At 73.5% G+C, this 14,630-nt stretch carries 13 protein-coding genes and 1 tRNA gene; 3 read left to right on the plus strand and 11 right to left on the minus strand.

The genetic code is table 11. The annotated features are described in order from the left end of the window. Positions 1-16 precede the first annotated feature (16 nt). From AB0F01_RS16950 to AB0F01_RS16985, 8 genes are read right to left on the minus strand one after another with little or no spacing between them, the layout of a single operon-like run. Positions 17-988 carry an NAD-dependent epimerase/dehydratase family protein gene (locus tag AB0F01_RS16950; RefSeq protein WP_362095624.1) on the minus strand — a complete coding sequence of 324 codons (972 nt, stop codon included), beginning with the start codon at positions 986-988 and terminating at the stop codon, positions 17-19. Then, positions 985-2,325 carry a nucleotide sugar dehydrogenase gene (locus AB0F01_RS16955; protein WP_362095627.1) on the minus strand — a complete coding sequence of 447 codons (1,341 nt, stop codon included), beginning with the start codon at positions 2,323-2,325 and terminating at the stop codon, positions 985-987. Before AB0F01_RS16955 ends, AB0F01_RS16950 begins: the two co-directional genes overlap by 4 nt. 27 nt (positions 2,326-2,352) lie before the next feature. Further along, a complete protein-coding gene (locus AB0F01_RS16960; RefSeq protein WP_362095630.1) occupies positions 2,353-3,285 on the minus strand; it encodes an endo alpha-1,4 polygalactosaminidase in 933 nt (310 codons plus the stop codon). Between the two features lie 12 nt (positions 3,286-3,297). After that, positions 3,298-4,218 (minus strand): NAD(P)-dependent oxidoreductase, encoded by a 921-nt coding sequence (locus AB0F01_RS16965; protein WP_362095633.1) that lies wholly within the window; start codon positions 4,216-4,218, stop codon positions 3,298-3,300. Next, entirely contained in the window at positions 4,215-4,955 is a 741-nt protein-coding gene (locus AB0F01_RS16970; protein ID WP_362095635.1) for a sugar phosphate nucleotidyltransferase, read from the minus strand. Before AB0F01_RS16970 ends, AB0F01_RS16965 begins: the two co-directional genes overlap by 4 nt. A gap of 29 nt (positions 4,956-4,984) precedes the next feature. Next, on the minus strand, positions 4,985-6,385 hold the full coding sequence (locus AB0F01_RS16975) for a hypothetical protein (RefSeq protein ID WP_362095638.1): 1,401 nt from the start codon (positions 6,383-6,385) through the stop codon (positions 4,985-4,987). Continuing rightward, entirely contained in the window at positions 6,382-8,055 is a 1,674-nt protein-coding gene (pelF, locus tag AB0F01_RS16980) for a GT4 family glycosyltransferase PelF (protein WP_362095641.1), read from the minus strand. Before pelF ends, AB0F01_RS16975 begins: the two co-directional genes overlap by 4 nt. A gap of 8 nt (positions 8,056-8,063) precedes the next feature. Then, complete coding sequence (locus AB0F01_RS16985) at positions 8,064-10,163, minus strand: hypothetical protein (protein WP_362095644.1); 2,100 nt, start codon at positions 10,161-10,163, stop codon at positions 8,064-8,066. Positions 10,164-10,598: 435 nt separating this feature from the next. Here AB0F01_RS16985 and AB0F01_RS16990 point away from each other — a divergent pair, with 435 nt between their 5' ends. Next, the gene (locus tag AB0F01_RS16990) at positions 10,599-11,414 is read left to right on the plus strand and encodes a TetR family transcriptional regulator (protein WP_362095647.1); all 816 of its coding nucleotides are present in this window, start codon (positions 10,599-10,601) and stop codon (positions 11,412-11,414) included. Between the two features lie 7 nt (positions 11,415-11,421). Here AB0F01_RS16990 and AB0F01_RS16995 read toward each other — a convergent pair whose 3' ends face one another. Both AB0F01_RS16995 and AB0F01_RS17000 read right to left on the minus strand, forming a co-directional pair. Continuing rightward, a complete protein-coding gene (locus AB0F01_RS16995) occupies positions 11,422-12,084 on the minus strand; it encodes an NUDIX domain-containing protein (protein ID WP_362095650.1) in 663 nt (220 codons plus the stop codon). Between the two features lie 166 nt (positions 12,085-12,250). Beyond that, positions 12,251-12,850 carry a TetR family transcriptional regulator gene (locus AB0F01_RS17000; RefSeq protein WP_362095653.1) on the minus strand — a complete coding sequence of 200 codons (600 nt, stop codon included), beginning with the start codon at positions 12,848-12,850 and terminating at the stop codon, positions 12,251-12,253. Between the two features lie 36 nt (positions 12,851-12,886). Between AB0F01_RS17000 and AB0F01_RS17005 the strand changes: the two genes are divergently transcribed. Beyond that, positions 12,887-13,423 (plus strand): GNAT family protein, encoded by a 537-nt coding sequence (locus tag AB0F01_RS17005; protein ID WP_362095656.1) that lies wholly within the window; start codon positions 12,887-12,889, stop codon positions 13,421-13,423. 151 nt (positions 13,424-13,574) lie between these two features. Here the strand turns inward: AB0F01_RS17005 and AB0F01_RS17010 are convergent. Then, positions 13,575-13,648: transfer RNA gene (locus AB0F01_RS17010), tRNA-Pro, on the minus strand. 120 nt (positions 13,649-13,768) lie between these two features. Between AB0F01_RS17010 and AB0F01_RS17015 the strand changes: the two genes are divergently transcribed. Continuing rightward, on the plus strand, positions 13,769-14,323 hold the full coding sequence (locus tag AB0F01_RS17015; protein WP_362096035.1) for a DUF309 domain-containing protein: 555 nt from the start codon (positions 13,769-13,771) through the stop codon (positions 14,321-14,323). The last annotated feature ends 307 nt before the right edge of the window (positions 14,324-14,630 follow it).

Raw genomic sequence — 14,630 nt, forward strand, 5'->3', positions numbered from 1 at the left:
GGTGCGGGTGAGGGGCTCATCCGGCGCGCGCGTGCCCGGCGGCACGGCTGCGGGCGTACCAGGCGACGGTGTCCCGCACGCCGTCCTCCAAGGACACGGCGGGCTCGTACCCGGTGAGGGACCGCAGCAGCCGCAGGTCCGGGCAGCGGCGCGCCACCGACCCCGGCGGGGCCGGGGCGTAGGTGATCTCGGGGTCGTGTCCGACGACGCGCAGGATCAGCTTGGTGAGGTCGGTGACGGCGGTCTCCTCGCGGTCGTTGCCGATGTGGACGATCCGGCCGTCGGCGACACCGGGCATCATCAGCCGGCGGACCGCGTCGACGGCGTCGTCGACGTGGCAGAAGGCCCGGGACTGCTCGGCGCCGTACACCCGGAACGGGTCCTCGCCGCGCAGCGCCCGCAGGGCCACCTCGGGGATGACGTGGGCCTCGCCCATGCGGGGGCCGTAGACGTTGTGGAAGCGGCCGATGACGCAGGGGATGCCGCGGGCCCGGGCGGTGTGCACGACGGCGGCCTCGCCGAGCATCTTGCTCACCCCGTAGGCGAACCGGGGGGCGGTGACGTCCCGGACGCTCAGCGGGACCGTCTCGGGGGTGGGCACCGGTACCGTGCCGGCGTTGACGCCGCCCGCGTACACCTCGCTGGTGGAGGCGAAGAAGAGGCGTTCGCCGGGGCGGATCCAGTCCAGCGCGTTGAGCACGGCGAGGCTGTTGACACGGATCACGCGCGCGGGGTCGCGTTCGACGTTGCGTACGCCGACGACGGCGGCGAGCAGGTACACCTGGTCCCACCCGTGCGGGATCGCCCGGTAGTCGGCGGGCACGGTGAGGTCGGCGTGCAGCACCTCGGCGTCGACGGACGCGAGGTCCGCGTCGTCCCGGCCGCGGGAGAAGTCGTCCACCAGGGTCACCCGGTGGCCGTCGGCCAGCAGGCTGCGGGCCAGGTGCAGGCCGATGAAGCCCGCGCCGCCCAGGATGAGCGCCTTCATGCCGTCACCACCGGGACCGGGGCGGCCGGGGCCGCCGAGGTGTAGCCGAGGCCCTCGTAGCGCACGCCCCGGTCGGTGACGGCGACCGCGTCGAGGATCCGCCAGGAGTCGAAGACCAGGCGGACGCGGGAGCCGTCCAGGGCGCGGGCGACGTCGAGGCCGCGGTAGTCGGGGTGGTCGGTGATCACCAGGACGGCGTCGGCCTCGCGGAAGCCGGCGAACACGTCGTCCACGGGTTCACCTCCGTGGGCGCGGATGACCTCGGCGCCGACCAGCGGGTCGTGGCCGAGCACCCGCAGCCCGGCCGCGTCGAAGACCGGCATCATGGCGGCGATCGGGGTGCCGCGCATGTCGTCGGTGGGCGGCCAGCCCTTGTACGCCCAGCCGAGCACGTACAGCGTGGTGCCGCCGAGCGCCCGCAGGGCCCCGGTCACGCGGTGCGCCACGTGCACCGGCAGGTCCTCGTTGAGTTTCCGGGCGGCGCCGATCAAGGCGGGCCGGTGGCCGGCGTGTTCACCGGCGAAGGCCATGATGTACGGGTCCTTGGACAGGCAGCCGCCGCCGACGTAGCCGGGCCTGGCGATGTCCGGGCGCGGATAGTCCAGGTTGGTCGCGCGGATCACCTCCAGCGGGTCCAGGCCGAACCGTTCGCTGAGCAGGGCCAGTTCGTTGCCGAAGGCGTAGATGACGTCGGTGTGGCAGTTGTTGGTGAGCTTGACCAGTTCGGCGGCCTCCAGGCTGGACACCGCGAGGACCCGGTCGGCGAGTCCTTCGAAGAGGGCGCGTCCGCGGCGCAGGCTGTCCTCGTCGAGTCCGCCCACGACCTGGGGCAGGCCGGTCAGTTCGCTCAGGGCCCGGCCCTGGATGGTGCGCTCGGGCGCCATCACCAGGCGGGCCCGGCCCCAGGCGTCCATCAGCCGGGGCAGGACCACGTCCCGGCTCGTCCCGACGGGCACGGTGCTGCGGACGACCACCAGGGTGTCGGGCGTGCAGCGCCGGGCGACGTGTTCGGCCGCCGCGGCCAGGTTCTTCAGGTACGGCTCGTGCGTGTCCTCGTCGACGGGGGTGGACACGCACAGGACGGCCGCGTCCACCGGGTCGTCAGGCAGTTCGGACGCGATGTGGATCCGGGTGCCGATGTGTTCGGCGAAGGTCTCGTCGACGCCCGGTTCGTAGACGTGGGGCCGGCCCCGGGCCAGGGACCGCAGGACGGCCGGCTGCACGTCGACCCCGTGGACCTCGAAGCCCTTGCGGGCCAGGGCCGCGGTGAGGGTGAGGCCGACGTAGCCCATGCCGATCACGCCGATCCGGCGGAAGGGGGGTGTGTGCTGCGTCATGGTGTGCTTCTCCTGTCGGTCAGTCGGTCAGGGACATGGCGGGGAGACCACGTCCAGGTCGCGGACGGTCACATAGCCGGCGAAGCCCTCCTCGCGGTATCTGCGGCAGGCGTCGGCGATGTTCTCGGGACGGGTGGCGTAGTCGATGGCGACGACGGTCTTGCCGGCCCGGCGCAGGGCGCGGGTCTCGCGGAGGTTGGGGGCGCAGTAGTCCAGGTCGCAGGGGAGGTCGGTGGCCCGGTAGAAAAGTTCCTCCATGCCGATGCCGTCGACGGCGTCGAGGTAGCCGGGGTGGTGCCGCAGTTCGGGCGCGTTCTGCGGGAAGACCAGGAAGTCCGGTTCGGCGCGCTTGGCGTGGTCGCTGATCCTGCGGATCAGTTCGACCATGCGCGCGCCGCGTTCCTCGATGTCCAGGCCGGGCACCCGGTCGGCGGCGATCTCCTCGTAGGCGACGACGGAGTCCAGGTAGACCCCGTCGAACCCGGCGGCGAGCGCCCGGTCCACGCGCGGCCGGATCGCCTCCTGCCACCACCGTCGCTCCCAGTACCGCACGAAGAACTCGCCGGGCCACTCGGCCCACTCCTGGAGGAACAGATCGGGGTGGCGGTCCCGCAGGTCCGGGTAGTCCGGGCGGAACCATTCCAGGGAGCCGATCTCGAAGTAGGCGAGCACCGTCTTGCCGGACCGCTTGAGCCGGCCGATCTCGTCCGCGGAGAAGTAGGACGCCGAGGCGTCCCGCGCCAGGTCGATCACGGCCAACGAGTGTGAGCTGCCCGCCAGTTCGTCCAGCTTCCCGTCCCGGTACGCCTGCAGCTGGACCACCGCGCCGGTGATCTCCCCGGCGTCGTCGGGGGCCGACGCTCCGACGGGCGCGGGTGCCTGCCTCCCCGTTCCGCCGGGGTCGACACATCCGGCGAGCACGGCGAGGCAGCAGACCAGGAGCGCTGTCCTCCACGGCATGATCACGGCTCCTCAGCCCTCCCAGCAGGCGCGGACCGACGAGGCGAGGTCGTGCTCCGGCTTCCAGTCCAGGGCGGAACGGATCCGCTCCACGTCCGCGGCGATCCACGGGACGGCGCGGGAACGGGACGGTGCCGGGGCGGTCTCGGCGACCCGGCCGGTGAACCCGGCCGTGCGGGCGAGCAGTGCGACCGCGTCGCGTGCCGCGACGGCCCCGCCGCTGCCGACGTTGAGCACCGGTTCCGGCACATGCCGGGCGAGCGCGGCCCGGACGACGGCCGCCGCCACGTCCCGGACGTCGACGAAGTCCCGGTGGGCGTCGAGCGGTCCGAGGGTGATGCGGTCGGCGCCGGTGCGAGCGGCCTCGCGCAGCGCCTGCGCGGCCCGGCCGAGCAGGTTCTCGGGCGGCAGACCGGGGCCGACGGGGTTGAACACCCGTAGCGCCACCGCGTCCAGGGCGCCGTCCCGGGCGGTCAGCTCGACCAGCCGGGTGCTCGCCAGCCGGGTCACGCCGTACGCGCTGAGCGGGGCGGTCGGGGCGTCCTCGCGGACGGGGACGCCGCGGGTGGTGGTGCCGTACTCGGCGGCGGAGCCGAGCACGACCAGCCGGGCGGACGGGGCCGCGATCCGCATGGCCTCCAGGAGCCGCGCGGTGACCAGGACGTTCGCCTCGACCAGCGCGACCGGACCGCCGGACAGGCGGCCGGCGCAGTTGACGACCGCGTCGGGGCCGACCCGGTGCAGCAGCCGCGCCAGGGCGTCGGTGCCGTCCGCGACGAGGTCGTGCCGCAGCCACGGCCCGCCGGCACCGTCCGGGCTCTCCCGCCGGCTGACGCGCACGAGGGTGCCGACGCGTCCGTCCCGGGCAAGGCGTTCCGCGACCGGGGTGCCGAGGAAGCCGGAGGCGCCGAAGAGCAGGACGGTGGCAGTCATCCGGCGACCGCCTTCCGGGTCTCCCGGGCGGCGGGCAGCAGTGTGGACCGCATGCTCGGGAAGGCGAGGTTGGCCCGTTCGTAGTCCTCCGGGCTGCCGATGTCCATCCAGTAGCCGTCGAAGTCGTGGACCAGCGGCCTCTCGCCGCGGGCCAGCAGGTCGAGCACGAGCTGGTCGAATCCCAGGGGGGTGTTCTTCGGGTAGCGGGCGAGCGTCCGGCCGGAGACGGCGTAGACGCCCATGCTGACGCCGTAGGACAGGGTGGGCTTCTCGGTGAAGGCGACCAGCCGACCGCCGACCGTCTCCAGAGTGCCGAACTCGATCTTCACCTGGCGCCGGTAGCCGGCGATGGTCAGCGGCGCGCCCGACGCGCGGTGGTCCCGCAGCAGGGCGGCGTAGTCGAGGTCGGTGAGGACGTCGCCGTTCATCACGAGGAAGTGCTCGGGCAGCCGGTCGAGGAAGTTGAACAGCGGGCCGATGGTGGACAGCGGCCGGTCCTCGTCGGCGTAGTCGACCCGCAGGCCCCAGCGGGACCCGTCACCGACGAACGCCTTGACCAGCGAGCTGAGATGGCCGACCGCGAGGGTCACACGGGTGAACCCCTGCGAGGCGAGCTGCTGGAGGATGATGTCGATGATGGCGTACTCCCCGCCGATCGGCATCAGCGGTTTGGGGAGGGCCGTCGTGTAGGGCCGCAGCCGGACGCCGCGTCCTCCGGCGAGTATGACGACGTGCATGACGTCAGCTCCTCTGCTCAAGTTGGGGGTCACCGGTAGGGGGCGACCCGTCCGATGGTGAGCCGCAGCGCCGTCAGGAACAGCGCGAGCAGCGTGAGGCAGCCGGCCAGGAAGACGGGCACCTCTCCGTACGGGGCGAAGTGGGACGAGAACGCGAGCGTGGCGGCGATGTCGAGGGCGGTCACCGCGCCGACGGCGGTGAGGACGAGGCGGAACTCGCCGTGGTTGACCAGGATGTAGCCGGCGAAGTAGGCCCCGCCGAGGAGCAGGTACGCGCCGAGCAGCAGCACCGACCGGGCGGTGAGGATCCCGGCCGAGGCGAGGACGGCGAGCAGCACGGCGCCGAGGGCGGTCAGGGCCAGCATGCCGAGGCCCAGTTCGCGCAGCAGCAGGCGCCAGGCCAGGCGGCGGAAGTCGGCGGTCGCGGCGGTGCGGCGCAGCAGGGCGACGGCACGGGCGTGGAAGCGGTGCGAGCGCCATTCCAGCACGCCCATGCCCAGCACCAGGGGGGCGACCGTGATGGCCAGTTCCAGGGGGGCGGTGATGAACCGGGCGCTGTTGAACATCAGGAACAGTGCGGACAGCATCGCGTAGCAGACGCACGGCAGGGTGCCGATCAGCGTGGGCCGCAGGGTGTCCGGCCGGGCGGGTCCGGTGGGTTCCCCGCGCGCCCGGGTGGCCCACCAGGCGGCGCCGAGGGCCAGCGTGCTGGTGGCGGCTCCGGCGGCCAGGACGGGAGCGGCCCGGTCCGCGTCGAAGCCGAGCAGGATGTAGGCCGTGCCCAGGCCGGCCGCGGGCAGGGCGACGAGCGCGAGGCGGGCTTCCATCCCGTAGAACAGCAGGATGCCCGAGGCGAGTTGGTAGCCGACCTGGGCCACGACGAAGGCGACCAGGCCGGTTCCGCCGTCGCCGGTGGTGGCGAGGAGGGCGGCGTCCGCGACGGCCACGCCCAGCCCCAGCAGGGTCAGCCGCCGCCACAGGCGGGCCGCCGCCCGCGGCCGGCCCTGCCCGAGCAGCCGGTAGGCGGCCACGCTGGTGCCCATGCCCCAGACCCAGCCCAGGGTGGTGGCGAGGAGCATGCCCCGCACCAGGGCGGGCCCGCCGAGCGCGATGAGCACCGCCGGGTAGACGAGGCTGGGCACGGCGTAGAGCGGGCCGTGGGCGAGCAGTTTCGCCGCGCGGGGGGTGGGGGGTTCGGCGGGGGGCCGGTGCGGGCGGGAGGGCAGGCGCAGGAACAGGGTGCGGGACAGGTCGAACACGTCCTGTCCGTAACGGCGTCGGGCCTCCTCGTCGGTCAGGCCGCGCCGTTCGAGCAGGGTGGCGATCTGCAGTTCGTCCACCGCGGTCGGCAGTTGGGGTTCCAGGGTGGCGAGCAGCGTCCCGACCGCGTCGGGTCCGCGCGGCGTTCCGGTCCGGTCGACGGGGTTCACGGTGCCGTCACCCTCTCCCGCCCCGCGGCGCGGCGGCCGGGCGGCGGCTGATGCGGCACCAGGGTGTCGTAGAGCGCGCGGTAGCCGTCGGTCCACTGGGCCAGGGTGAACCGCTCCAGCACCCGGGCCCGTGCCGCGTCCCCGAGGCGGCGGCGCAGTCCGGCGTCGCGGAGCAGCCGCACGCACGCCCCGGCCACCGCGCGGTGGTCGCCGGGCGGGACGAGGATCCCGGCGTCGCCGACCGCCTCCGGCACCCCGCCGACCTGCGTGCAGACCTGCGGCCGGGCCGTGGACATCGACTCGACGACGGTGTAGGGGAAGCCCTCGGAGACACTGGTCAGCGCGGTGAGGTGACCGGCCCCGTAGGCGTCCACCTGGCGCGGCACCCGGCCCTCGAAGACCGCGGTCCCCGTCAGGCCCAGTTCGTCGATGAGCGCCAGGCAGCTCGCGTGGTAGGCCCGCTGGTCGGCCGCGACGGGGCCGAACATGCGCAGCCGGGCGTCCGGCACCTCGTCGCGGACGAGGGCGAAGGCGCGGATCAGCGTGTGCAGGTCCTTCATCGGGTCGACCCGCCCGACGTAGACGACCGTCGGGACGTCGGGTTCGCCGGTGGCCACGGGGTAGTCGGCCGGGTCGATCCCGTTGTACATGGTCCGGATCCGGTCCGGGTCGGCCCCGCCGTGGAGCTGCCACCGGCGGTTGTGGCGGGAGTGCGGTGCCAGGACGTCGGCGCAGTGGTAGGCGGCCTCGGCCAGCGCCCGGTGGAAGCGGAGCATCATCAGGGCGCCCGGGGGCACGTCGTCGCCGAGGGCGTCCTGGTACCGCTCCCTGAGGTACACGCCGTGCTCGGACATCACCAGGGGCGTGCCGTGGGCCCACTTGGCGGCCAGCCCGACCAGGGCGCTGGGGCCGTTCATCGCGAGGTGGCACACGTCGGCGTCGACCGGGGGGTGGGAGAGCGGGCGCAGGGTGTGTTCCATGAGGTCGGCCGCCGTGTAGGCGTCGTGCAGGCCCAGCGGTCCGGCCCCGGCGGCCTCCCGATCGCCGGCCTCCCGCCAGACGCGGGTCATCCGGTCGAGGGCCTCGTCGCCGGTCAGGGCCGCGCGCAGGTCGCCGGTGCGGGCGTGGTCGTGGAGGGCGCGCAGGGCGGGCACGGAGGACTCGGCGGCCCGGCGCGCCGCGGCGGGGCCCGGCTCCGGGGGGCGGGCCAGGGTCCGCAGGATGTGCTCGTGGGCCTCGGTGAAGGCGTCGGGGGGCGGGGTCCGCCGGGCGCGCCGGGACCGCCGGGGCGGGTCGCCCCACAGCGGTACGCCGACGACCTCGGTGAGGTTGGCGGGGGCGGGCCAGACCACCGGTTCGGTGCCGTCGACGGTGAGCGCGACGACGGTGAACGTGTGCTCGGGCATGCCGCGGACGATCTGGTCGCACCAGAGGCTGACCCCGCCCGGGTGGAAGGGGTAGGCGCCCTCGGACACCAGCAGCACCCGCAGCGGCCTGCGCCCGTCGGCGGCCGGCCCCGTACCGGACGGCGGCGTGCCGGGCCGCGGGTCGCCGGACGGCGGAACGTCGGACCGCGTGGTGTCGGCCCACGGAATACCGGACCGCGAAGTGCCGGTGACCTCCGGACCGGGTTCGGTGACGGGCGGCCACCCGTCGGCTCGCAGGTCCACCCGGCCGGTCATCGCGGCCTCGCCGTCAGGGTCACGGTCTCTCCCTCGGTCAGGCCGAGCCGGGAGACGTCGTCGGAGCCGTAGCGCTCCGCCTCGTCCGGCCCGCGCTGGTCGGCGTCGGTCGCCGGCCTGGTCTCCACGCCGGTGACGAACAGGGACCCGTCGCCGCGCGGGGTGTAGGTGACGGCGCCGGTGACCCGGTTCCACACCGCGTCCTCGTGGTGGTCGAGTTCGGCGAAGTGCCGTGTGCGGTGGTCGACGTAGGCCGCGAGGGTGACCCAGTCGACGTTCCGCAGCGGCACGTCGTAGTAGCGGCTGTACCGGGCGAGCAGGGCGTCGAGCCAGTCGAAGGTGAGGCTGCGGCCGGACTCGTAGGCGCGCACGTTGCCCTGGTGCAGGGTGTGGCTGTAGACCGAGCCGCTCATCAGGTGCTCCAGCGCCACGTCCGCCTGTTCGTCGATGGTGCGGCGGTAGTCGGCGCGGACGGCCGGGCCGTCCTCCGGCACCGTGGCGAGGTCGCGGTACAGCGCCACCTGCTCGGCCGGATCCGTCGCCTGGAAGGCCACCATCGTCGGCCAGTCCGGAACCACCATCACGTCGCGCTGCAGCGGGTGGCGGATGCCGCAGTTGAAGCAGGAGGGCCGGTGACTGGGGAAGTCCATGTTGCCGTGCACGTAGTCGACGCCGAGGTCGGAGGCCGCGCGGAGCAGGTCCTTGTTGGACGCCTCCAGACCGTGGTCCACCGGGGCGTCCAAGGTGTCCGGCCGGTCCGCGTAGACACCCAGCCCGGAGTACTCGGGGGTCTTGAGCACCGTCGTCGGCACCGGGAGGCCGACGGCCGCCGCCCGTGCCAGGTTGTCGTTGATCTCGTCGTAGTCGCGCTCGTACGGCGTGGCTTTCATCTGGGGGTGGGTCAGGGTGTGGTTGATCCACCGGAACTCGTCCTTGAGGCACAGGCTGTAGCTGGTCAGGGCGTCCGGCGAGCCGTCCGGGTCGCAGGTCGCGGGTGCGTCGGGGTGGAGCAGGCTGCCGTTGTAGGCGAGGTTGAGCCGGAAGTCGCCGACCAGGGGGTACCGCGCGCGGAAGGCCCGCTGTTCCCGGCTCAGCGCCAGCGCCTCGGGGCCGGTGACCCGGTAGCTCGGGACCGGCCCGCTCTCCGGGGTCGGGCCGCGCTGCGTGGCGAGGAACCAGTCGTCGACGTCGACGTTGAGCCAGTGCCGCTGCTCGCCGAGGAAGACGCCCCGGGTGGCCCAGCGGACCAGGCCGAAGCCGAGCAGGTTGCTCATCGTCTCGTCCGGTCCGACGGAGAAGCCCACGTTCAGTTCCTCCCGGCCCGCGTCCGCGCCGGGGTCGACGTAGCCGACCACCGACGTGCCGAGGGTCAGCAAGGGTTCGGCACGGCATCCGGCCTCCGGCCGGGAGCGGTACACGTAGCTCTCGGAGAGCGGGAGCACGGCGTCGGGGGCCAGGTAGTCGAAGATCTTCCGCCCCTCGGCGGTCAGCCGGACGTCGACGGGCCGTTCGCCCACCGGTTCCTCGGACTCGGCACGCAGACACGGCAGGGTGTCCGGGGAGGCTGCGTCCAGCGACACCTGCCGCACCCGGTGGGTGCGTTCGTACTCCCACAGCCGGTCCCACTCGGCCCGGCTGACGCCGCTCGACGAACCCGAGGCGTCGGTCAGGGTGTTGTTGCTCAGGAGGATCGCGTTGTACCTGCCCGTGCCGTCGTCGCGCACCAGCGCGTCCCGGTCGATTGGGTCCTCGCGGGTCAGCAGGACGTCGTAGGGCGTGCCGATCCGGTCCAGCACGGAACGCCAGGCCGCCAGGCCGACGTCCTTCTCGTCCGTGGCGACGACGAGCTGGCGCAGCGCGACCTGCTCCCCCGGCCGCACGGGCCCGTCGGGGGGAGCGTCGCCGCGCACCGGCACCAGCTGCTTGGCCGGCACGGGCGGCTGGGGCGGGGCCGCGCTCCGCGCCATGGCCGCCTGACGGCCGGTCCCGGGGGCTGCCACGCCGAGGGTGATGAGCAGCGGGACGATCCCCACGACCACCAGGGCGAGAAGGACCAGCGGGCCGCGAGGCTGGAGAGTCAGGGCGGTCGACCTCATCGGACATCCCGTGCGTCGGGGGCGTGAAGCCCGTCGCTGGTGCCGAAAGTACGTAAACTTACGACGTATACGGACACCAGATTGCACCCATATGTCCGAATGGTCAAGACGCGCGGGTCGCCGCGTTTCCGCTGGCCGGACCGCCGGCACCGGATCCGGCGCCCGGCCGCCCGGCGGACGGCGGCGGCCCCGGCCGCAGCACCCGCGAACGGAACGGCGACCGGGGCCTCGGAAAAGGACCGGACACGATATTTACGATGTACACGTACAGTGTGAACCCGGAAAGGCGGGCGTTCAAGCGCGCCCCCGGAGCCAGGAGGCCCCGCCCGTGTTTACCTCGTATACGCGGCGCCTCCGGGACGTCCGGGTGCGCCGCGGCGGTGCGGTGGCGCGGAGGCGCGACAGGGCGGCCGCGCGGCGAGGAGGAGAGACGGTATGGCGAACAGCTCGGGCAACGGCCCCGCACGGCGCGCCAGCGACCGGGGGCGCTACGGCAGGCTCAGCCGGGAGCGGGTGCTGGCCGCGGCCCTCGCCCTGGTCGACGAGGAGGGCCTGTCGGCGCTGAGCATGCGCCGCCTGGGCGCGGAACTGGGCGTGGAGGCCATGGCCCTCTACCGGTACGCGGCGAGCAAGGACGCCCTGCTGGACGGCCTGGTGGAAGCGCTGTACCTGGAACTGGAGGAGCGCCTGGACGCCGCACCGGCCACCGCGGGCCGGGGCGCACACGGACCGGCACCGGAGACCGACGCACCGGAAGCCGGAGGGCGACCGGAGACCCGGGGACCGGAGGGGGCCGGCGGGCCGGTCAGGGGGCCGGAGGACGGCGGGACGGTCCGGGACCGGCTCCACCGGATCGCGCGGGCGACCTACGACGTCTGCCTCGCCCACCCCCGTGCCGTGCCGCTGCTCGCCACCCGGATGCTCGCGGTCCCGCTGGCCCGCAGGCCGCTCGCCGTGCTGCGCAACCACGAGCGGGTCCTCGCCCTGCTGCGGGAGTCCGGCCTCGACGACGCGCGGGCGGCAGCGGTCTTCCGGGCGTTCACCGCCTGGCTCCTGGGCTACGTGTCCGTCGAGGTGCAGCCCGTGGTCGACGCGCCGGACGAGCCCGACCCGGCGTTCCGGCTGGGCCTGCACCGCATGCCGGCACAGGAGTTGCCCCGGCTGCGGGAGACCGCCCCGGCGCTGGCCGCGCCGGGTGGGCCCGAAGGGCTGGCGGCCGGGCTGGACGCCCTGCTGGACCGCTTCGTCTGACTCCCCGTCAGCGTGCGAACGGCCCGTCCAGGGCCGCCCATTGCAACAGCATGATGGTCTTGGCGTCGTTGATCTCCCCGGTCCGGATCATCTCCAGAGCCCGGCGGAAGGGCAGTTCGAGGATCTCGATGTCCTCCCCCTCCTCACCGAGGCCGCCGCCCGAGTGCGTGCGGGTGGCGGGGCCGTACTCGGCGGCGTAGAAGCTGACGCGTTCGGTGACCGAACCAGGGCTCATGTAGACGTCGAAGACATGCCGGACGGCGCCGATGGTGTGCCCGGTCTCCTCCACCACCTCGCGCCGCACGGCGACCTCCGGGTGCTCGTCCTCGTCGTCGAGCAGACCGCCCGGAGTCTCGATCAGCATGCCGTCGGGATGGCCGTTGACGTACACCGGGAAGCGGAACTGACGTGTCAGCAGCACGGTTTCGCGTTCGGGGTCGTACAGCAGCATGGTGGCGCCGTTGCCCCGGTCGTGCGTCTCGCGCTCCTGGGTGCTCCAACTCCCGTCGGCGTGCCGGAAGTCGAACGTCGTCGTCCGCTCGACGTACCAGTGGCTGGACAGCAGCCGCACGTCCCGCACCTTCACACGGGGGTTGCCCGTGAGGTCCCGGCCGGCGCGGTCGAGTCCGGTGCGTCCCCGACGGTCGGGGGCGTCGATCCCGGCGGTCACCGGGGACCGCCGGGCAGGGCGGGGAGAGCGGGGGACGCGGGGGCGGTGAGCGGGGGTGGCGGTGGCACGTTGGTCATGCTCGCTTCTATCAGAAGCATCTGCTTCTCCGTCGCCCGGCGGTCCGGCAACGGCGATCCGACGGGACGAACCGAGGGCGCCACGGAGACTATCGGTGCAGCAGAACGCGAAGACCCGCGTCGAGGACGGCTTCGGGGTCGAGCCTGTGCGCCGAGTGGAGTGACGCGTAGAACGGGGCGACCTCCTGATCGACCGGCGCGTCCGGTTCGTGATGCGCGGCAGGGGCGGTCGCCGCACTTCCGATCACGAAGTTCGACAGGGCGTACGCATCGCCGAGAGGATCGGCCGATCCTCGTCGGGCGAGCAGAGTGCACAGTCGCTCGGAGAGGCGGAGGTAGTGAGGACCTCGCGGTGCGCGCATGGCGATGACCTGGCAAGCCCAGGGGTGGCGGACCAGGTGCCGGTAGTAGGCCAGCATCAGCGGGTGCAGTTCCGCTTCCAGGAGGGCTCGCTGCGCCTCGGAGTCCTGCCCGAGGGCGTCGTCGAGTGCGAGGTCGTAGAGATCATCCACTGATGCGATGCGCGAGTACAGGCTGGCTGCGGCGACGTCCAGACGAAGGGCGACCGCGCGCACCGTCAGGGCGCGCAGTCCGCCCTCGTCGAGCAACTCGACCGCGACGCGGGCCAGGTCGCGCACATCAACGGCGCGTGCTCTTCGGACGGGCTTGCGGTGCTCCCAATAACTCACGGCCTCACCCTATCCGTACTATGTTAGTTTTGCGGCATGCTGGATTCCAGAGTCCTCCCGCTTCGCGGCAGCCGGGCAGTCCTGCGGGTGATGCGTCCGGACGACGCAAGCGCCTACGCCTCCGGCACCACCGACCCAGCCGTTCGTCGGTACGCGCATCTGCCCGAGCCGGAATACACCGAGGCGTCCGTGACCGCCCTGGTCCACGGGACGATCCGCGACGGCCTGAAGCGCGGTGACCTCGCGGTTCTGACCGTCGCCGACCCCGCCACGGACGCCTTCGCCGGGAGCCTCGTGCTCTTCGGCACGCAACAGGACTCTGCCGAGGTCGGCTTCTGGGTGCACCCGGACCACCGTGGTGAGGGCGTGGCCCGGGCCGCGCTCGGTCTCGGCATCGAGTTCGCCGGGCGCAGCGGCCTCGTCCGGCTCACGGCTCGCACTGCGCCTGAGAACCGGGCGTCTCAGCGTGTCCTCGAACAGGCGGGCTTCATCAAGGGCGAAACGACCCGCGACCTTGCTCCCTCCGGGCAGGAGGTCGCCCTCGTCCACTACCTCTGCGACATCGCCCCGTGAACCGGCCCAGGACCTCGAGGCGCTTTCGCCGAGCGTGACACGCACCGGAAAGGACCTTCACCGCTCCACCGACGACGCGACGACCATGGAAACAGCCCCTCGAACACGACGAAGCCCCGGTGAGAAGCTCAGTCTCACCAGGGCTGTTGCGTCGGGACGACAGGATTTGAACCTGCGACCCCTTGACCCCCAGTCAAGTGCGCTACCAAGCTGCGCCACGTCCCGGTGCGCGCCACCCGGTGTCACCACCACGTGATCGCGCGGACAGCACCTTACCGCACACCGGGGCCCCGGCCGAAGCGGGGACCGGCGGGGGACAATCGGTGCATGGGCATGATGGGCAGCATGGACGAAGCGGACGGGGCGAACGGCGGGGGCGGTCCGGCGGCAAGCCGGGCGCAGGCCGCGCGGGACCGCGACAGCGAGGGCAGGGCGCGCAACGCCCGGCCGCGTGATGGGCTCGGACGGCCCCTGCCGTACGGCGCGGAGGGCGTGCCGCGGCAGCCCGAGGGTGTCGTGCGGCCCCCCGCACAGAGCGTCGCCGAGGCCCAGCGACTGCTCGACGAGGGCAAACCCTTCCACGCGCACGAGGTGTTCGAGGACGCCTGGAAGTCGGGCCCGGACGAGGATCGGGAGCTGTGGCGCGGGCTCGCCCAGCTCGCCGTGGGCCTGACCCACGCGGCGCGGGGCAACCTCACGGGCGGTGCCCGTCTGCTGCGGCGCGGGGCCGGCGCTGTGGAGGAGTGGGCGGCGGAGCCCGACGGCGACCCCCGGCCGCACGGGATGGACCTGGCCGGCGTGATCGCCTGGGCCCGAGGGCTGGCGACGGGCGTGGAGAGCGGGTCCGCCCTTCCCGTCGACCCGGTGGCCGCGGCCCCCCGCCTGCGCGGCGGCGCCTGACCCGGCACGCACACTCCCCGGCGGACGGCGCCCACGGCGGGGGCTTCGGTTCCGGCGATGGCGGCTCCCGCGTTGGCGGCGAGGTTGCCGTCCGGATCGAACGGGGCGCAGGTGAGGTCCGGGCGCCCCGGCCGACCGCCGAAACCCGCCGGTCGCGGAAACCGGTCGGCTGCCGGAACCGACCCGGCGCGGATCCGTCGGTCACGGCGCTGCGACAACCGTGATCAGGCTGCCCCGCTGCCGTCACCCGGCGTGCGACGCTGGTCGTGCGGCCGGGCTGCCCGCGCTGGTGGTGCGGTGCGGTCGA

The sequence above is a fragment of the Streptomyces sp. NPDC029526 genome, assembly GCF_040637405.1.
Taxonomy (GTDB): Bacteria; Actinomycetota; Actinomycetes; order Streptomycetales; family Streptomycetaceae; genus Streptomyces.